The organism is Nitrosomonas ureae (genome assembly GCF_001455205.1).
GTDB lineage: Bacteria > Pseudomonadota > Gammaproteobacteria > Burkholderiales > Nitrosomonadaceae > Nitrosomonas > Nitrosomonas ureae.
Genome location: NZ_CP013341.1, coordinates 516,570 through 536,633 on the forward strand (window position 1 = coordinate 516,570; position 20,064 = coordinate 536,633).

Genomic DNA, 20,064 nt, shown 5'->3' on the forward strand with positions numbered 1-20,064 from the left:
TTACCGCAATGCTATTCATCCTAACTATCCTCGTGATAACTACTGTACTGTTATGCAATACTGGTATCATCCGCCATTCCTTTATGATTTATTTCATCCAATAACCCATGATCAATATCGAAGAACAAACCGCTGAGACATCCGGCATATCCAGCACTCGCGCCGAACCGATCAGAACTGTTAAAGTAAATAACTGCAGCATCACATTACTGGGAACCGCGCATGTCTCAAAAGCGAGCGCGGATAAAGTACAGGAATTAATAGCCACAGGAAATTATGATGCAGTAGCGGTTGAATTGTGCCCGAGTCGACACAAAGTTATCGTCAACCCTGATGCTATGGCTAAGATGGATCTTTTCCAAGTAATCAAAACAGGTCAAGCCAGCATGGTCGCTGCGAGTCTCGCATTGGGCGCCTTCCAGCAACGCATGGCAGAACAGTTCGGCATTGAACCGGGAGCCGAAATGCGCGTGGCAATCAGAGATGCACAAGCTGCTAAGTTACCGGTTTTACTCATAGATCGAGAGATTGGCACAACGATGAAACGGATCTATCATAATGTCCCCTGGTGGAAACGCATGAATCTGTTCGCTGGTTTAATTGCAAGTGTAATCAGCAAAGAAAAATTCAGCGCCGAGGAAATTGAGAAGCTTAAGGAAGGGGATGTTCTGGAAAGCTCTTTCTCGCAGTTTGCCGAAAATGAAAAAGATTTATTCCACCCCCTCATCAGTGAACGGGATGAATACATGTCCGCCCGTCTTCTCAGAGAAAGCAAAGAAAACAACTATCAGCATATCCTCGCGGTGATTGGCGCCGGTCATTTGAATGGTATGGCGCAACAACTTGAGGCACAAAGCATCACAAGTCCGAATGAACGAATTGTGCAATTGGATACTATTCCTCCTACCTCTCAATGGCTCAAATTTATTCCATGGCTGGTTGTTGCACTTATTCTCACAGGATTTGTTATTGGCTTTATGCGCAGTCCGGAACTGGGAACAACCATGGTCATTGATTGGATACTGATCAATGGCGGGCTTTCGGCATTGGGTGCAGCGATAGCTTTCGCGCATCCACTCTCAATTCTGGCCGCTTTTCTGGCGGCCCCGTTAACATCACTCAATCCAACCATTGGTGCGGGCATGGTAGTAGCCGCCGTAGAAACTTATTTGCGCAAGCCGGAAGTAGGCGATTTTAAACGGCTCAGAACTGACACAACCACTCTAAAAGGATGGTGGAACAATCAGGTTACACGCATCTTATTGATTTTTATTTTTTCTACACTTGGTTCCGCGATTGGCACGTATGTCGCTGGATTCAGAATTTTCGAGCAACTTAGCTCAAGTTAGACAGTTATGTTCGGCTTCTTCGAGCGCCTGATCAATCCTTACCCTCCGGAACACCCCATTGAACCACCGCAGGGGTTGTACCAGTTTTGCCGCCATTACACTCAGGGCATCGAGCCTTATCTTGTATTACTAGCAATTCTGACTACCTGCCTTGCGATCAGTGAAGCCATGCTCTACAGCGTTCTAGGACGAATGGTCGATTGGCTGGCGGAAAAGAGAACGGGGAACTTTCTGGAAGAAGAATGGCCAACCTTGCTCGGCATGTCGGTTTTCATACTGGTAGTAATACCGTTATTGGTATTGTTACATTCATTGGTCATCCACCAAACATTGATGGGCAACTTTCCCATGCGTGTGCGCTGGATGTCGCACCGTTATCTGCTGAATCAAAGCTATGCATTTTTTCAGCACGAATTCAGCGGCCGCATCGCTACCAAAGTCATGCAAACCGCATTATCCGTCCGTGAAACAGTACTCAAGCTGATTGATGTCATGCTGTTTGTCTCGGTTTACTTGACCACCACCTTATTCCTGGTTATCAATGCAGATCCGGTTTTATGTTTACCATTGCTGGTGTGGCTTGTTTTATATATTGTTATTTTGTCCTATTTTGTTCCTCGATTGAAACGTATATCCACCTTGCAAGCCGACGCACGCGCGCTCATGACCGGACGTATTGTTGACAGCTACACCAACATACTGACATTGAAGTTGTTTTCACGGAGTCAACGAGAATCGGCATACGCTCAGGCAGGCATGGAAGAATTCATGGCAACCGTGCACCCTCAAATGCGCTTATCGACAGGCCTAAACTTCTGTGTTTGGGTCATCAATATGATGATGGTATTCGCAACCGGTGCATTAGGCCTAACGATCTGGTTACAAGGGGATATCGGGCCGGGCGCCATAGCCATCGTCATGAGTCTCGCAATTCGATTGACCGGCATGTCACATTGGATCATGTGGGAAGTCAACACGCTGTTCGAAAACATGGGTACCGTCCAAGACGGTATCAACACAATTTCCAAACCACAACTTGTCACTGATATACCCAATGCTATGGAATTAAAGGTGCATCAAGGCACCATCCATTTCAGTCGCGTTTCCTTCTCCTATCACTCTGAACATCAAGAATCCATGAACATTTTCGATGATCTCAGCTTGCACATTGCAGCCGGTGAAAAAGTAGGTATTGTGGGTCGATCCGGTTCTGGCAAATCAACCTTCGTTAATTTGCTATTGCGATTCTATGATGTTCAGCATGGCAACGTAACCATCGACAAACAGGATATCCGTACAGTCACACAGGATAGCCTGCGTGCTAATATTGCCATGGTGACACAGGACACTTCCCTACTGCACCGATCAGTACGCGACAATATTTTGTTTGGCAGGCCGGATGCTACCGAAGAACAAATGATCATAGCCGCTAAACAAGCCCAGGCACACGACTTTATTCAATCGCTGAGAGATATCAAAAACCGGACGGGTTACAACGCCCATGTCGGTGAACGTGGCGTCACACTGTCTGGTGGTCAGCGACAACGCATCGCCATCGCTCGCGTGCTGTTAAAAAATGCACCCATCCTGGTGCTCGACGAAGCTACTTCCGCACTGGATTCCGAAGTCGAGGCCAGCATTCAGCAAAGCCTCTATCAATTGATGGAAGGAAAAACAGTGATCGCGATCGCGCACCGGCTCTCAACGATTGCTGCAATGGATCGACTCATTGTCTTTGATAAAGGCCGCATCGTTGAGCAAGGCAGTCACGCCAGACTCATTGCCAATAATCAACTTTATGCACAATTATGGAATCATCAGTCAGGTGGATTTCTTGGATTACTGGAGAACGATCTGTCTTAACTAATCGATTAAAAACACAACCTGTATAACGCATTGTATACCATCTGATATCCGGCAATTTCAATAAAGACAAACCACCCACGCATCACTTAATGATTTAAGGTAATAAAACTCCTATTTCCCGGATTTTGAGCAGCCGATTGACATGTTTAAATAATAATATTTAAACATCAAGCGACTCATCGTGCTCATTCCACAAAAGTTCCACTCGCTCATCCTGTATTTTTCCGCAAGTGCAGGGCTGCTATTCGCTTTGCTTTTTACAACAGCACATCCGGCATTTGCTACAGCGAACCTAGAACAATTGAGCTTGGAGCAACTGATGAATATCAACATTGTAGGTGCTTCCAAGTATGAACAAAAACAACAGCAAGTTGCTGCTGCGGTCAGCGTGATTACTCGCGCAGATATCAGAAACTATGGCTGGCGCACGCTGGGTGAGGCGCTGGCCAGTCTCCCCGGAATTCATACCACGTATGATTATCAATATGAATATCTGGGTACGCGTGGTCTTGGGTTGCCTGGCGATTTCAATACGCGCGTATTGATTACGATCAACGGCAACCGCATGAACGATGCCACCTATGATCAAGGACCGACGGGGCGTGATTTCCCACTGGATATCGACCTGATCGAACGAATCGAATTTATACCTGGACCGGGCAGCGCTGTTTACGGCCAAAATGCCATGCTGGGTGTAGTTAATATCATCACCCGCAAAGGCGCTGACATTAAAGGAGCGGAAGTTTCAGCCTCTTATCAAACAGCCGAAATCATGCCACAGGAGCGCGTCACCTTAGGCAAGCAATTCGACAATGGCACAGATGCATTGATCTCATTCTCCGGTTTGCAGTCTCGTGGAACGGATCACTTCTTCGAATTTGGCGATTCCGGAATTTCCGGAGTAGCACATCGCCTGGATGGAGAAAACGTCAAACAAATGTTTGCACGCGCCTCACATGGTGCATTCTCATTTGATTTTATTTATGGTGACCGGCGCAAAGAAGATCCTACGGGTATATCTTTCTCAGATCCTTTGGTAGCAGGCCAATTTCAACGCGATCGCCGTCTCAACACACAAATTCAGTACAATGACAATTTCGCCAACGATACCCTAAATGTACTCGGCCGCTTGTTTCTCGGTCAATATCGCTATGACAATCCGTTAATTTACGGTGGGGAAAAAACTTTATCTACCGGACCAAGCGACTGGCATGGATTGGAATTGCGACTCCTCTCTACCGCGATTACCGATCACAAGCTGATGTTTGGCGTCGAATATCAAAACAATACCCAGATCAAGCAAGCTTTCCAGAATTTTGATAATCCCGCCGAGAATATTGCGATTAAGAGTTCAGTGGTACGAGTCGGTATATATGCTCAAGATGAATGGAGCATTACCAATACCCTATCGCTTACCGCTGGATTACGTTACGATCACAACGATTGGATTGGCAACCGGTTAAGTCCGCGCGGAGCGCTCATCTGGCAAGCCACCTCCAAAACCACTCTCAAGGCCCTATACGGCCGCGCCCATCGTTCACCGAATTCTTTTGAGCGCGATTATTATGACGGCGTATCTCAAGTGGCCAATCCGGGTTTACACAGTGAATCCATTGATACCGCCGAACTGGTCACGGATTACCGTCCGCTGCCGGACATGAATCTGCGTGCAACCGTATACGCTTGGGATATGTACAACCTTATCACGCTAGGAATAGATCCCGTCAGCGGGCTTTCGCAATATCAATCGACATCAAAAAAAGTATTAGCCAGAGGCGCCGAATTATCTCTGGACAAAACCTGGCATTGGGGTGCACGCTTTCGCGGGAGTTATGGCATCCAGAACGCCGAACAACAAGACTCGCATCTTCCCAATTCACCCTATCATCTGGGAAAAATCAATCTATCGGTCCCGATACCATTGATGACTGGTCTACGAGCCGGTTATGAATTGCAGTACTACGGTAAACGCAAAACCCTCGATGGCAGCAATACCGATAGTTATGTACTTTCCAATCTTAATTTCGTAACCGATGTTCCCAGGATAAAAGGGCTGGAAGCATCGCTCAGTTTTTATAATCTATTTAATGAGAACTATCTGCACCCGGCCGCGGATACCAACTGGCAAAATACTTTCTGGCAGCCAGGTCGCACCGCTCGCCTCAGATTGGATTATCGCTTCTAAGGCAAGCGATTATGGTATTCCTTTATACAAAGACGGACCTACAGGTTATTAGACGCTCATGCAGAAAAATTCGGCTATTCCTAAAATCGAAATATGTAACCTTAAATAGTAAGCATAAGCTCCTATTTTATTATCAACAACCCAGTTTATTTTATCTTGCACTGATACCGCTATCCTGGCTTTTGATATTAAGTTATTCACCAATGACATACGCAGAACAACCGACGGAATACCGGATGAAAGTAGCCTTTTTATACAATTTTGCTGCATATACTGAATGGCCTGATCGGCATGGCCAGGATTTGAATTTATGCATTTATGGTGACGATCCGTTTGGAGAACACTTACAGCATTTACAGCAAAAGAAAATTAACGGTCACGAAATAATCATTCGGCATACGAAAAATATCAATGATCTCTCCAATTGCCAAATGATATTCATCACCCGGTCAGTCATTGGCAATCTCGATGACATCATCATGCTGTCGCATGAAAGACCCATCCTTACTGTTGCCGATACCCCAGGTACCGCTTCGCAAGGCATTATGCTAAACATGGCGGTAAAAGAAGGAAAAATTACATTTGAAGCCAATATCATCACGGCAAAGAACAGCGGCTTAAGGCTCAGCTCCCAATTACTACGTTTTGCCAGTAAGGTATATCAATAATGAAGAATACATCATCGACGACCATTACATTACGTTCAAAATTGCAACAAATCAGCTTTGCTACACAGAGTACTGCCATGCTGATGGTTGCAACTCTCGTCATTTGCAGCAGCTTCTTCATCAGTTTTTATTCACTATTAAAATCCAGCCAGTCAACAGCTAAGTTATTGGCGGAAAATGCAGTAGCCACATTGATGTTTCAGGACACTAATACAGCTCAAACACTATTACATTCTCTGAATAATACTCAGGAAATTCAGATTGCCGCTATTTACAACGAGACAAAAGAACAGTTTGTGCAATATTCAGTTACCAGTAAACTACCTCCCCAAACTTTGCTTTCCTTGGAAGAAGATTCTCAAACAGGCTTTCGTTTCTTAACGATTACCCAGCCCATTCACTTCAATGATCAGCTGTTAGGTGGTTTATATTTGGAAATCACACTGGCACCACTTTATTGGCAAATCCTTTGGCACATCATTATTACCCTCACAGCCGCTACATTTGCTTTATTGATCGCGCATCTGAGACTACTGCGGCTAAACCGATCCATACTGGATCCGCTTAACCATCTCTACACAAATATGGAGCATGTTACCAGTAAGGCAGATTACACAACAAGAACTGGATCCAGCGCTATCACAGAATTGAATGCACTATCCAAAGGATTCAATAACATGCTGGAAATGATTCAAGAACGTGATGCGAAGTTGGCAAATCATCTGAACCATCTTGAAGAGGAAGTGACAAAAAGAACAGCAGAATTAGTACTGGCGAAAGAATCAGCGGAAGCCGCCAGTAAGGCCAAGAGCGAATTTCTAGCGACCATGAGCCATGAAATCCGCACTCCGATGAACGGAATTCTAGGAATGACTGAGCTACTTTTACAAACCCAATTGAATCGAGATCAACAACGATTTGCTGAAACAGTCCAAAGTTCAAGTCGACATCTGTTAGGAATCATTAATGACATCCTTGATTTCTCTAAAATTGAATCGGATCATATGGAACTGGAGAACATTGATTTTGATCTGGTTCAGCTGATTGAAGATACGTTAGCAATGTTTGCACAACCTGCCGACAAAAAAGGATTGGAATTAGCCGCGCAATTCATACCGCCCAATAGGGCTTTTATGGTACGAGGCGATTCGTTCCGACTACGGCAAATCTTTGCAAATCTAATCAGTAATGCCATCAAATTCACTTCGCAAGGAGAGGTTGTGATTCGCACCCAGCTCTGTGAAGCAGCCGAATCCAGGGTAAATCTCAGAATTTGCGTTGAAGATACCGGTATTGGAATCCTCCCAGATTATCATAAAAAGATTTTTCAGCAATTCGCTCAAGCGGACGGATCGACTACACGTCAATATGGGGGTACCGGCCTTGGCCTCACGATCTGTAAAAAATTACTGGAATTAATGGGGGGGAGCATTCATGTCGACAGCACCCCGGGTCAAGGTGCCAAATTCCAGATTAATCTGGAATTGGAAAAATCTGCTCTTGAGCACGCACATCAACCCAATATAAATGATTTAGCCGGCATCAGAATACTGGTTGTAGATGACAATCAAACTAATCGGGAGATTCTTAAGCTACAGTTGCAAAACTGGAAAATTCGCGCGGTGTGCGCCCATAGTGCCGACCAAGCCTTATCCACCATGACAGAAGCTCTTAATCTCAATGAGCCTTATCATTTAGTCATTCTGGATATGCATATGCCCAAAATGGACGGGCTGCAATTGGCAAAAAAAATTCATGCCGATCCTACGTTAAATAAAACCCGCATAATGATGTTAACTTCAACTCATAATGACGTTACCCAGTTAGCAAAAGATAATGTGGGGATTTTACGCTACGTCAATAAGCCAGTTCGCCAGAAAGAGTTAATCGATATTATCACGGATGTCATGGGACGCAATCTCGATAAGCCAGTTGCAACCATGCAAAATCCCCCCCCCATTCTCAGCCATTACTTACAGGGAACTGTTTTATTGGCGGAGGACAATCCGGTCAATCAAGAAGTGGCTAAGGCAATGTTAAGCCGGTTGGGACTGAATACTGTGATTGCACATGACGGCAAGCAAGCTGTCGATCTGGTCCGAGAGCATCACTACGATATTATTTTAATGGATTGTCAAATGCCGGTAATGGATGGTTTTGAAGCCACGACACAAATTCGGCAACAACTTAACATGATTCCAATCATTGCTCTGACGGCTAATGCCACCGAAGACGATCGCACTCAATGTTTAAACGCGGGAATGGATGATTTTCTTTCCAAACCTTACTCGCTTGATCAATTACAGCAAAAAATCCTTCAATGGTTACCCCAAGAAAAAGACAATCCTATGAATACCGAGAAATCAAAATCTGTTGCAATAAAATCGGATACTAGCACAGCACCGGCACTCAATCTGGTCAGGCTTGAGCAGATTCGCGAACTTGACCCTACCGGAGAAAGCAATCTATTGCAAAAGATTCTCCAAGCTTTTCTCGAATCTGCTGATAACAGTCTACTGCAGCTTGAACTGGCAATTCTTCATAATGACGCTGAAAGTCTGCGACAATCGGCACATACTTTAAAGTCCAGCTCCGGAAATATAGGCGCAGAAAGTCTATCCGCCATCTTCAAGCAACTTGAAATTGATGGACGTGTGGGCGAATTGACACGTGCAAAAGCATTACAAGAAAATATGCGTTCACAATATCAAAGTGTGGTTACCGAAATAAGAAAAATTCTTACCGCATCGTGACGGAAAGATTTTTTAAAATCTTATCAGCCACTGATGCAGTAGCAGCCAGACTCTTTTATACAAGCTGCGGAATCATCAAGTTCAGATAGCGCTGAAAAATACCGGCACAGGCTGTTCTCTAATCAATTATTAAAACACCTATTTATAAATTCAAAACTTCTTTGTGATATTTTAAGCATTAAAGACAATCTTACGATCGATCATGAAAATAGCTGATCTTAACCAACTAAAAATTAGCACGTTATTGCCTAGCCCTAAAGGTGTTGCTCTGGCACTGCTGGAAGCTTGTCGTCAAGAAGATATATCCATCAATGAAATTACCAAGCTCATTCAAACTGATCCTGCACTCGCAGGCCGATTGATCCAGCGCGCCAATGCCACTAAACAAACTACACGCGCTATCTCATCCATAGCAGAAGCCGTTTCTCATGTTGGTCTAAATGCCGTCAAACAACTCGCCATGGGTTTTTCGCTCATTGACCAATATTCGAAAGACCCAAGCAATGGATTTGATTACCAGGAATTCTGGTCACATTCGCTATTGATGGCGATCGCAGTGCAGAAATTGAGTAAGACAACCCAAGCTTCTTCATCCGAAGATTTATTTTCCTGCGGCTTGATGATGCGCATCGGTTGCCTGGCACTCGCTTCAATTTATCCCGATCAATATTCCCAACTTATACAGCAACAATCCCGGGGCATTCCTCTGCAACAATTGGAGCAACAGTACTTACAGACTGATCATAATGAGTTAACAGCCGCGATGTTAATTAATTTTGGTTTTCCAACAATTTTTGTGGAACCGATTTACTATCATGAAACACCGGAAAATTCCGGATTCTCTGAAGGTTCCCGCCCTTACCAAATTCTGCATCAGCTTTATTTGGCAAAACAGATTGCTGATTTTGCATTAACCAAAGAATCCGAACGAAGCCAGTGCATTTCTGAATTATTATTACTGGGTGGAAAAATCGGTCTGGATACAGAAACCTTTGGCGACTCTATCGACCAAATCATGCAGGAATGGCATATATGGGGAAAAATACTCAAGATAACAGCTAAGGAACAGCTTCCCTCCTTCCATAAAATGATGAGTGCGGCGGCACCACGTCCGGAAGACGCAACCAATGCCTCTTCACTGCGCGTTCTACTGGTTGAAGATGATCCAACCAATCTCATTCTTTCCAAAGAATTACTCTCTAATGTTCTGGGTCACACTGTGTATACCGCTAACGATGGTCAGCAAGCATTGGCACTGGCGATGGAAGTATCGCCCCACATAGTCATTACCGACTGGATGATGCCAATCATGAATGGTCTCGAGTTAACCAAGTCATTAAGAGCAACTGAATGGGGCCAGAACTTATACGTTATTATGCTTACCAGCATAGAAGACGAAGAAGAAGTTATTAAAGCATTTAATGCGGGTGTTGATGATTATGTAACCAAGCCCATCAATATTCGCGCCTTTCGAGCCCGATTACGCGCAGCTTGGCACTATCGGCAGTTACAGGAATCGTGGGAACGGGATCGCGAGCAGCTCAAGCGTTTTGCCGCTGAATTAGCAGTCACCAATCGGAAACTAGAGTACTATGCCTTGACCGATATGCTCACAGAATTACCCAATCGGCGCTCTGGCATGGAAACACTGTCCGAGACATGGAGCATCGCTAACCGATCCGGTCAGCTAATGGTAATTATGCTCATCGACATTGATCATTTTAAATCGATCAATGACAATTATGGGCATTCAATTGGCGATAAAGTGCTTAAAGAAGTCTCTTCGATTATTCGTAAAACCGCGCGTAAAGGCGATACTTTTTGCCGCATGGGAGGAGAGGAGTTTCTGGTTGTATGTCAGCTAGGTAATGCTGATGTCAAATCGTCCATCCTTTTTGCAGAAAGGCTTCGCCATCAAATAAGCCAGCAGCAAATCAGTATCGGCGAGATTCATATTCGAATCACGATAAGTATTGGCGTTGCTTTAAAGGAAATCAATATGAAAAACGAAGATCATCTCGTCATTGCGGCCGATAAAGCGCTATATGCAGCCAAAAATGCAGGCAGGAATCGGGTCTATCTGGCACTAAAAGATAAACTTCTGGCTGCACCTCCACCTCCATCTACCAAGAAAGTTGATCCACCCGCAGATAAAGAAAAATAGAATCTTTTATTTAAATAAAACACCTGCATTAATTGTGCTCTTGATGTTACGATTTGCTTATGTATATGCCTACAAACGTCAAGTGTAGAATAATTTGATTGAGTGTATCAGGAATAGATGCCTAAAATCACGTGACGCTTCCGTAGTTCATCCAACACCTCCATTCCGCCGTGAATAACAATATCAGGGTGCACATGATTCAGCTCAACGGCTATTTGTTGCAACAATATCCGTGCAGATTTATGATCATTGGTGCTGATCAACTGCAACAAACGGGCAGTCACTGAATTAATTTCCATAAAATGTACCTCAAAATCGGCATCTCGATAAACAATCAAATGTGTTTGCATCGCTCCGGGTACACATGGCTGAAAATCCGAACTGATTTTATGTACGGGAAAGTGATAATTCAATGGCCAGGCTAACGGGGAAATCACCGGAATAGCATCAAGAAAGTCGCTATCTGGGATTATTATTTCTTCTTCTACGTGTTCATCCAATATTGAAAGTGCTAACTCAACCCACTCATAATGGGCCAATTCCAGAATAAAGGGCGGATCATCGGGTTGCATCGTTCGTTCATGTTCCAAATATTTAACAAATTCTCGCGGCATTTCCGGAAACAATGGTGCATGCGACAAATGATTGGCAAAATAATCCCGGATCATTGCATACCATTGTTTATCCGGTATGATTTGACGCAATACCGGAAAGCTGTTGGCGATAAAACCCTCTACGTTGTTATAGAACAGTTCGCAGTATATTTTCATGCGCCGTTCTTCGATTGCTTCAGGGCACGGATTAGTTTCCGGATTACGGATATACGCCGCAAAAACGTATTGCTGCCGCATAAACTCAGGATAATCAACCGTGTTGTAGATAGTCACTGGATTGTAACGACCATTTTGACTGTAATGAATGGATAACATCCACTTCTTGCAACAATTCTGCCAGCGGCGGCAGATTAAAATCCCGCTCCAGTAAAGTAGGAATGACGCCAAAATGCTGATAGGCTTTCTCGAGTAACCGCCAAACCGGATCTATCACATCCGCACCATGCGTATCGACAATCAGGTCTTCCGCTTCCTGATAATGCCCGGCAACATGAATATAACGGACGCGCTCAGGTGGTAATTTTCGCAAAAACGCTTCGGCATCGTAACGATGATTGATGCTATTGACATAAATATTATTCACATCTAGCAATAGATCGCAATCGGCCTCCTGCAGCACGGCATTCAAGAAATCAATCTCTTCCATCTGCTTACCGGGCGCCGCATAGTAGGAAACATTCTCCACTGCAATACGCTGCTCAAGAATGTTTTGTACATAACGGATACGACCCGCTACGTAATGCACCGCTTCCTCGGTAAAAGGTATCGGCATCAAATCATACAGATGTCCGTCGTCACTACAATAACTAAGATGCTCGCTGTAATAACGGATACAATGCTCTTTAAAAAATCTTTTCAAACGCTGCAAAAAAGCTTCATCCAATGATAACGGTCCGCCGATTGAAAGTGATAATCCATGGCAGATAAAAGGAAATTTCTCAGTCAATTCGCGCAGTTTTTTCCCGTAGCGCCCGCCAACACTTATCCAATTTTCTGGCGCGACCTCCCAGAAATCCACCTGGTGTGGAGTTTGATCTGCCAGCGAATCTGTCATCGATCGCCGCAGACCAAGACCTACGCCATGAACAGGATAAACATTTCCGCTCATGGATTCAACATCACTTACTTTCCTGCTCAGCTTTCTTATCGCCGTCTTTACCTTCCATATCTTGCTTCATTTCTTTCTTGCCGCCACATTTACCTTCACCACACTTGCCCTCCATATCCTTTTTCATTTCACTCTTGCCGTCAGACTTTCCTTCTTGCACAGCTTTCTTTGCACTGTCTCCATATGCCAGCATATAACCACTGGAAAGCTCACTCATTGCAAACGGATTGGCATGCGTCTCGGCAGTCAGGTTAGTTGCTGCCAGACTGGTGACTAATGCTGTACCTAAAGCAATTGAAACAGGCTTAATGATTTTTTTCGACATTGTTTTCTCCTCATAAAAAAGATAAATATGATTGGATCATAATAATAACCGCAAATTGTTAAACAATTGCTGATTTCTTTGTTGCTTTTTTTGCTTGCGGCTCTCTGTTAAACTCAGCGCTTCAATAAATACTATAAGAATATGCTTGATAATCTAAGGAGCTTTGAATGTTTAACAAACCCAACCAGATGATTTTTTACATCAATGTATTGATCATTGTCTTTGGTGCGTTGGTTGCACTGCTTACCCCGTTTTTCGTTGTCGGATTAATTTTTGCGCTTTGTGCAGCGCTGCTAATTTTTGATCAATTCCGACAGAACAAGTCTGCTTTTACCATTTCAGATTTAAAAAAAATATTAACTGTGCATGATGATGGCGGCAATAAAGCAACATTGACACAAACCCAAAAAATAACCGCATGTCATGTCGACAATTCAGAATACTGGTTCCAAAATATCCGCGCCATTGGCAGCATCAGCAATTTCAGAATCAACAATGGACAGCCGGATAACCAACAAAAAGAAAATGGAAACTATCGGGTTTGCATGAGAATTCCACCCGAATTGAAATTAATCAATGGCTCCGATCTGACCTTAACCTGCGAATATCAAGATGCTTTTACACAAAGCGAGGGTACGCTTTCACATGTAATTAATGATGACACACAACATCTGCACATGGCAGTACAATTGCCCGAGGGTCGCGCAGTTTCTACCGCCCGTTTCTTTTGCAAACATGATGGCAAAGAAGAAGCTTTATTGCCTCCGGTTATAACGGGCCAAACAAAAATTGCAGCCGATGTTAAGAACCCTAAATTGGGCGCGGAATACTGCTTACAATGGAATTGGTCCGAACCCGATTGGTTAAAGAAATTAGGCAGTTTTTTTTAAATAATTATTCTCTTGTGAGTAAACTTAACCATTAATAAAGTTTAGATAATACAAATTTAATGATACTGTGCACCTTCTTTCCCGCTGTAAAAAAAAGAACTAAATACCCCGTTGAATTTACTTAAAGCTCTCGCTGCGCTTAGTAGTATGACTTTCGTATCGCGCATCCTCGGTTTTGTGCGCGACATCATGATTGCTCGGATTTTTGGGGCTGGAATGGCAACAGATGCGTTCTTTGTCGCTTTCCGGATTCCTAATCTGTTAAGGCGATTGTTTGCCGAAGGCGCGTTTTCTCAGGCATTCGTCCCAATTCTTGCGGAATACAAGAATACCCGTACACCCGAAGAAACTCGCGAGTTGATTGATCATATCACCATGCTTTTGAGCATCACACTGTTTGTTGTCACGCTGATAGGAATCGCGGCAGCGCCATTCATCATCTATGCTAGCGCACCAGGGTTCTCTGCTGACCCGGAGAAATTCAATCTAACCGTTGAATTACTGCAGATCACATTTCCTTATATTTTATTTATCTCCCTGGTCGCGTTAGCAGGCGGCATACTCAATACTTATGGCAGGTTTAATGTACCTGCGATCACACCCGCATTATTAAATTTGTCATTTATCGGATGTGCATTGTGGCTCACGCCACTTATCGATCCACCGGTTCTTGCACTAGCTTGGGCGGTTTTTATTGGTGGTGCCCTACAACTCATATTCCAGGTACCATTCCTGCTGCGCCTCAAATTACTACCACGCATCCGTTTCCAGAGCCGGGATACGGGTGCCTGGCGTGTAATAAAACTCATGGGACCTGCAGTTTTCGGTGTATCGGTCAGCCAAATCAGCCTCCTGATCAATACTATATTTGCGTCTTTGCTGATTACGGGCAGCGTATCCTGGCTTTACTATGCCGATCGCTTAATGGAATTTCCCGCTGGCCTGTTAGGCGTCGCTTTAGGTACCATTCTGCTGCCATCCCTGGCGCGGCATTACAATAACAATAGCACGGAAGAATATTCCCGTTTACTTGATTGGGGCTTAAGGATGACAATGTTACTGACCTTGCCCGCAGCACTAGCGCTGGCATTACTGGCAACGCCTTTAATCACAACACTTTTTTATCATGGCGCCTTTACTGAACACGATGTATGGATGACACGTGAAGCTTTAATTGCTTACAGTATTGGATTATTCGGATTAATCCTGGTCAAAGTCCTCGCACCGGGATTTTATGCTCGCCAGAACATCAAAACACCTGTAAAAATCGCCGTTATCACGTTGATTGCCACACAACTGATGAATCTTGCCTTTATCATTCCATTCAAACATGCCGGGCTTGCATTAGCCATTGGGCTGGGGGCCTGCATTAACGCAGGATTGCTGTACTATAAATTATGTAGCCACAAAATTTATCAACCTCAACCCGGATGGCTTAATTTCTTTCTAAAAATATTGATTGCCTTGGCATGCATGGGGGTTGTTTTATGGTTCACGGCAGGCAGCGACGCTTCCTGGTTTACAGATTCCACAATGACCCGCACCGCCCGGTTAAGCGGGATAATCATTATGGGTGCTTCGAGCTATTTTGCCGCTTTGTGGTTACTGGGGTTCCGTATAAAAGATTTTACTAAACAACAAATTGTATAGAATACTGTACCTCTTGGTTCCATAAACATCACATCACTAACGTGAAAACAGACTTCTTGTTATTTTTCGCTATACCGATATAGTGCTTGAAATTGAAAACTTATTCGTTTAACGTTTTAAGCTAATTATGATCAATAGCATGATTGAACGTTTATTAGTCAGTAAGGATCCAGTGATATGTTTAATTTAGGTTCCATGCTCAACTTGGGTTCGACCGATCCGGTCGTGGGTAGAGCCCATACCATAGTAGAGTATCCAGCCACCGCGCTTTTCCAGTATATCGCCGATGGCCTTTTTGAGAATTATCCGCTATGGTCTCCCGAAGTTAAAGAACTTGAAAAAATCACCCCTGGTCCGGTAGAACTAGGAACGGAAGGACGACAAGTACGTATTGATCAGGGGCGCCGCACAGAATCCAGATTCAAGATATCCGCTTATGAGCCGGGTGTACGCCTAACTCTTCTCGGGACATCTGATCCATTCCGCTGCACGTATGAATTGCAAGCCATTCATCCTGAGTGCTCTACCAAGTTGACATTTTCTTTTGAACTACTTGAAATTTTACCGATTATGCGCCCCCTTGAAGGACTGGTTCGTGTTGCCATCAGGGATGGCGCCGAACGCACGGTGCAAAACATCAAGCGTTTGCTCGAGACAGATAAATCCAAGCGCATTTCTTGACTCGCATTACCCCATATCATGCAGTAGGCAGCTTAAGCATCTAATGAACAAAAAGGAGGATTGATGGTACAAGACGATTTTTCCAACAACCCAGTACCGCAAGTAGATGATCGTCCGTTATGGGACGTGGTCTTTGGAGTTTATGGTTATCCCGCGTTATTACTAGCCCATCGGCTAAAAATATTTCCTCTACTGGCGGATGGTCCGCTAGCATTAGCAGATATTTGCAATGCACTAAACATCAAGCAACGGTCAGCAGAAGCAATCCTGACTGTAGCTACCGCATTGGGTTTCTTGTCGTTACAGGAAGGGCGTTATTTTCTGACTGCGGTAACCGAAGAATATCTGCTGGAAAAAAGCCCGAATTACTTCGGCTTTTTTTGGGATCTGATGATCGATAATTATCAAGTATGTTCTTTCTCTACACTGGAAAAAGCAATTCTAACGGATTCTCCTCAGGTTTATGGCGGCGGTGATATTTTTAAATCTCATGAAGAACAGATCGAATTACTACACCGCTTCACACGTGGGATGCACAGCATCAGCATAACGTCAGCATTCGTTTGGCCTGAGGTCATGGATTTTTCCCAGCATCGGGTGATGCTCGATGTGGCAGGAGGCTCAGCCGCTCACTCGATTGGCGCGGCATCAAAGTTGCCGAATCTGAAAGTTATATTTCTGGATTTTCCTCAGGTATGCGAGATAGCTCAGGAATATATTAATCAGTATGGCTTGCAGGAGCGAATTAAAACACAAGCAATCAATATTTGGAGTGACCATTGGCCGACGGCTGATCTGCATTTCTTCTCAGATGTCTATCACCACTGGATGCCGGAAAAGTCTCATTTTCTAACAGCAAAAAGCTTCAACAGCCTTGAATCCGGCGGACACATCGTGATCCATGAAATGCTCTATAACGATCAGAAAACTGGTCCTTTTGCATCCGCGGCTTTCAGTATGATAATGATGGGCTGGACTGAAGGCAAGCAGTACTCCGGCCTGGAGTTATCAACGATGCTGAAGGAAATTGGCTTCGAGGACATTCGAATTCACAAAGCCTATGGTTACTACAGTATCGTAGTCGGTCGCAAGCCCTAAATTACACCTATTTCACGTCGATCTCTAATACCACTAGATAACTCCGGTCGAAAAAAAAGATTGTAGGATGATTTACTAGCCTACATCACAATCTCTGGCGTACATTTCAGGATTCACTAATTAATACCTTTAAATCCTTGGGAAACTCGGTAATATACCCGACGCACAGGCACGCCGTGGCGCTCGATTACGCGATATTCAATCGCACCGGGTTGATCAAGCATTTCTTCGACATCATTGTCTGTCCATACGCTTTCTAAATGACGGCGTTTCATCCCCACTTGAATGATCGGCCTATCGGTAGGGTTCTGAGAAGGAAACCAGAACTCATACATGGCCCCACTACCACCGAACATGTTACGTGAACGAATATCCAACTTTGTATCGCCGTGCGTATAAAAATATAGCGCACTGGCGACGGACCATTTGCTCATGCCCACAATGATCGGTTCTTTGTCTGTTTGATTTCTGACTTCGGCTGCAATTTGTTCTATCTCGGCAGCAGTTTCGCGCCAGAAATAGTGTTCTGTTAATAAATGATAGGGTATGCCTGGTATTCCGAGAACCACATAATGCAGCACAAAAGCATAACCAAAAATACAAGCGATAATGGTTAAGCGCCAGGCTGACTGGATACGTTTGAACAGAGGACTTAACTGATCCGTATGAACGATCATCCAGGCGATGGTCGGCAAAAGCGCAAGCCAGATTGGCGCGGTCCAGTGAAATCGAGGCGCATCAAAAGTACTGAGTATGAAACAAACCAATACTGGAGCGCCGGTAAAAACTTGCACAAACAAATGGCGCCTGTGCTCGAAACACCGAGACTCAGATGGTTTAATGAAAAACAAGGCATATATTGCTGCAAGAAAACCAATAGGGGTTAATAAAACAATAATGTGGAGAATGAATAAATGGACTGCAAATTTATAGTCATCTGCCAACACCCGATTCGATTGGAATGCAAAGGATATCCAGTCATTCTGATAGTTCCAGATAATTGCCGGAGAAAAGAGAAGCAATGCCAGTAGTGCCGCCAGATAAGGGTGAGGTCGTTTCATCCAACGGCGTGCTACCGGATCGATGATGACAAATACCAGGGCGGCAATCCCCAACAATCCCAATGAATATTTCGACAAGAGTCCGAGACCGAACGCAACTCCCATGCCCAGCCACGCCGTATTTTGGTGCGCAACAAGCGCACGTTCCATGTAATACAGTGTGGCTGCCCAAGCTGCAAAGAGTGGTGCATCAGGGATCATCAGCAGACCGGTAGCAAATCCCAGCGGCAGGATAACCAATAACAACAGTGTACGCATTGCAGTGGATTTATCGTATAAGTTCTGGGCCAATGCGTACAAATAACCCATCGTTATCAATCCACACAGAAGAGCACCAATGCGGACACCAAATTCATTGTGTCCTAGCACTGATGTGCCGAGCCAGATTAACCAAGCCACTGCAGGGGGATGATCATAAAAACTGAGATCCATGTGCTGCGCATATTGCCAATAATAAGCCTCATCTGGAATGAGTTGCGCCAAACCGAAATAAACCAGTCGCAACAACACGGCGAACAACACAATACCAATTGCCGCCGTGCGCCAGCGTATTTCCAGCGATGGAGGAGTTTTCTTATTGGGGAACACATAAAAGGCCGAGCCCAAGTAATTTACGGCTGCCGTAGTAACAATAGCGGGAAAAATGGCCAACAGAGGCGGCACATGCCAAACATAAACCAGAAAAGCCAGCACCCCTCCACGTAATAATAACGCAAGTGCGCCAACAGTTAAGAATCGACCAAATTGATGCCAGCGTAAATAACCTTCATGATGTTCACGAAATGCCCATTTCGAGTTAAAGGTATAATTGACAGTTGCTGCGATAAAAAAACTGACGAAGTGGGACAAAGCAAGTCCAGCCTCCCGGCTGATCATCCAGTGAAAAACAAAAGCATCTATTAATACACCCAACAGTCCAACAGCTGCAAAACGCCCTGCTGTGTTGAGCGTGGCCGTTCCTCCGGCTAACGTGATCAAACGCTGGATATAAGCTTGCTGGTGAAATAACGATAATTTCGAAGTACCGTGTGTACGATCGCGGAAGCAAATCGGTATCTCTGTTACACGAATTCTTCCCTGATTAGCCATAAGTAGCTCAAGCAAAATTTTATAACCATGCGCATGGCTTGAAATGTTTTTGGCTAGACTCCGGCGAAATGCAAAAAAACCGGATGTGACATCATTCACATCACAAATAGGACGCGCTATCCAACCGCCTACACGGGATAAAAATTGTCGATACAATGGCCAATTCTCGGTACTGCCTCCCGCAATATAGCGACTCCCGACAACTACATCATGGGAATTTTCTAGTATTGGCGCAACAAGAGCTCGCAATTGTTCAGGCGGATGACTAAGATCGGCATCCATAACGACAATGACGTCATTCTTAGCCGCAGCCACACCAGTGAGTATCGAGGCGGTCAGATCCGGTGCCTCTCGGCGTTCAATCAGACGAACACTGGATTGATTTGCCCAGTTACGTACCTTATCCTGGGTACCATCCGCCGAACCATCGTCAACAACAATTATTTCAAAAGAATCCGAAGCAAAATCCAATGCAAAGATGCGAGTTAGAAGTAAGTCAATATTCTCGGATTCATTTAATGTGGGCACTACGATGGAAAATTGTGTCATGTAGCTACGGGTAA

At 44.4% G+C, this 20,064-nt stretch carries 14 protein-coding genes; 10 read left to right on the forward strand and 4 right to left on the reverse strand.

The window, feature by feature from the left end; genetic code table 11:
• Nucleotides 1–107: 107 nt before the first annotated feature.
• From ATY38_RS02490 to ATY38_RS02515, 6 genes are all read left to right on the forward strand, one after another.
• Entirely contained in the window at nt 108–1,349 is a 1,242-nt protein-coding gene (locus ATY38_RS02490; RefSeq protein WP_176492689.1) for a TraB/GumN family protein, read from the forward strand.
• 6 nt (nt 1,350–1,355) lie between these two features.
• The gene (locus tag ATY38_RS02495) at nt 1,356–3,212 is read left to right on the forward strand and encodes an ABC transporter ATP-binding protein (RefSeq protein WP_062557897.1); all 1,857 of its coding nucleotides are present in this window, start codon (nt 1,356–1,358) and stop codon (nt 3,210–3,212) included.
• A gap of 322 nt (nt 3,213–3,534) precedes the next feature.
• Nucleotides 3,535–5,400, forward strand: coding sequence for a TonB-dependent receptor plug domain-containing protein (locus tag ATY38_RS02500; protein ID WP_235590373.1), 1,866 nt, complete (start codon nt 3,535–3,537; stop codon nt 5,398–5,400).
• Between the two features lie 236 nt (nt 5,401–5,636).
• Nucleotides 5,637–6,068 (forward strand): YfiR family protein, encoded by a 432-nt coding sequence (locus tag ATY38_RS02505; protein ID WP_235590374.1) that lies wholly within the window; start codon nt 5,637–5,639, stop codon nt 6,066–6,068.
• The gene (locus ATY38_RS02510) at nt 6,068–8,821 is read left to right on the forward strand and encodes a hybrid sensor histidine kinase/response regulator (RefSeq protein ID WP_062557899.1); all 2,754 of its coding nucleotides are present in this window, start codon (nt 6,068–6,070) and stop codon (nt 8,819–8,821) included. The genes ATY38_RS02505 and ATY38_RS02510 overlap by 1 nt, the downstream gene beginning before the upstream one ends.
• Before the next feature lie 202 nt (nt 8,822–9,023).
• The gene (locus ATY38_RS02515; protein ID WP_062557900.1) at nt 9,024–10,985 is read left to right on the forward strand and encodes a GGDEF domain-containing response regulator; all 1,962 of its coding nucleotides are present in this window, start codon (nt 9,024–9,026) and stop codon (nt 10,983–10,985) included.
• Nucleotides 10,986–11,092: 107 nt separating this feature from the next.
• Here the strand turns inward: ATY38_RS02515 and ATY38_RS02520 are convergent, their stop codons facing one another.
• From ATY38_RS02520 to ATY38_RS02530, 3 genes are read right to left on the reverse strand one after another with little or no spacing between them, the layout of a single operon-like run.
• Complete coding sequence (locus ATY38_RS02520) at nt 11,093–11,872, reverse strand: HvfC family RiPP maturation protein (protein ID WP_062560070.1); 780 nt, start codon at nt 11,870–11,872, stop codon at nt 11,093–11,095.
• Nucleotides 11,850–12,707, reverse strand: a complete 858-nt coding sequence (locus tag ATY38_RS02525) for an HvfB family MNIO-type RiPP peptide maturase (protein WP_062557901.1) — start codon at nt 12,705–12,707, stop codon at nt 11,850–11,852. Before ATY38_RS02525 ends, ATY38_RS02520 begins: the two co-directional genes overlap by 23 nt.
• 10 nt (nt 12,708–12,717) lie before the next feature.
• Nucleotides 12,718–13,032, reverse strand: a complete 315-nt coding sequence (locus ATY38_RS02530; protein ID WP_062557902.1) for a hypothetical protein — start codon at nt 13,030–13,032, stop codon at nt 12,718–12,720.
• Between the two features lie 167 nt (nt 13,033–13,199).
• Here ATY38_RS02530 and ATY38_RS02535 point away from each other — a divergent pair, with 167 nt between their 5' ends.
• From ATY38_RS02535 to ATY38_RS02550, 4 genes are all read left to right on the forward strand, one after another.
• Nucleotides 13,200–13,922, forward strand: coding sequence for a hypothetical protein (locus ATY38_RS02535; protein ID WP_062557903.1), 723 nt, complete (start codon nt 13,200–13,202; stop codon nt 13,920–13,922).
• A gap of 111 nt (nt 13,923–14,033) precedes the next feature.
• Nucleotides 14,034–15,572: a murein biosynthesis integral membrane protein MurJ gene (murJ, locus tag ATY38_RS02540; RefSeq protein WP_062557904.1), complete on the forward strand. Its 1,539-nt coding sequence runs from the start codon at nt 14,034–14,036 to the stop codon at nt 15,570–15,572.
• A gap of 177 nt (nt 15,573–15,749) precedes the next feature.
• On the forward strand, nt 15,750–16,253 hold the full coding sequence (locus tag ATY38_RS02545) for an SRPBCC family protein (RefSeq protein WP_062557905.1): 504 nt from the start codon (nt 15,750–15,752) through the stop codon (nt 16,251–16,253).
• Between the two features lie 63 nt (nt 16,254–16,316).
• Complete coding sequence (locus ATY38_RS02550; RefSeq protein WP_062557906.1) at nt 16,317–17,351, forward strand: methyltransferase; 1,035 nt, start codon at nt 16,317–16,319, stop codon at nt 17,349–17,351.
• A gap of 116 nt (nt 17,352–17,467) precedes the next feature.
• On the opposite strand, the gene ATY38_RS02555 is transcribed toward ATY38_RS02550, so the two are convergent.
• The gene (locus ATY38_RS02555) at nt 17,468–20,050 is read right to left on the reverse strand and encodes a glycosyltransferase family 39 protein (RefSeq protein ID WP_062557907.1); all 2,583 of its coding nucleotides are present in this window, start codon (nt 20,048–20,050) and stop codon (nt 17,468–17,470) included.
• Nucleotides 20,051–20,064 lie beyond the last annotated feature (14 nt).

Bases quoted from the DNA above. Each gene is read 5' to 3' on its own strand.
- ATY38_RS02550 (WP_062557906.1), top strand. From the start codon at position 16,317: ATGGTACAAGACGATTTTTCCAACAACCCAGTACCGCAAGTAGATGAT.
- ATY38_RS02525 (WP_062557901.1), bottom strand. From the start codon at position 12,707: ATGAGCGGAAATGTTTATCCTGTTCATGGCGTAGGTCTTGGTCTGCGG.
- ATY38_RS02530 (WP_062557902.1), bottom strand. From the start codon at position 13,032: ATGTCGAAAAAAATCATTAAGCCTGTTTCAATTGCTTTAGGTACAGCA.
- ATY38_RS02515 (WP_062557900.1), top strand. From the start codon at position 9,024: ATGAAAATAGCTGATCTTAACCAACTAAAAATTAGCACGTTATTGCCT.
- ATY38_RS02505 (WP_235590374.1), top strand. From the start codon at position 5,637: ATGAAAGTAGCCTTTTTATACAATTTTGCTGCATATACTGAATGGCCT.
- ATY38_RS02555 (WP_062557907.1), bottom strand. From the start codon at position 20,050: ATGACACAATTTTCCATCGTAGTGCCCACATTAAATGAATCCGAGAAT.
- ATY38_RS02500 (WP_235590373.1), top strand. From the start codon at position 3,535: ATGAATATCAACATTGTAGGTGCTTCCAAGTATGAACAAAAACAACAG.
- ATY38_RS02490 (WP_176492689.1), top strand. From the start codon at position 108: ATGATCAATATCGAAGAACAAACCGCTGAGACATCCGGCATATCCAGC.
- ATY38_RS02495 (WP_062557897.1), top strand. From the start codon at position 1,356: ATGTTCGGCTTCTTCGAGCGCCTGATCAATCCTTACCCTCCGGAACAC.
- ATY38_RS02510 (WP_062557899.1), top strand. From the start codon at position 6,068: ATGAAGAATACATCATCGACGACCATTACATTACGTTCAAAATTGCAA.
- ATY38_RS02535 (WP_062557903.1), top strand. From the start codon at position 13,200: ATGTTTAACAAACCCAACCAGATGATTTTTTACATCAATGTATTGATC.
- ATY38_RS02545 (WP_062557905.1), top strand. From the start codon at position 15,750: ATGTTTAATTTAGGTTCCATGCTCAACTTGGGTTCGACCGATCCGGTC.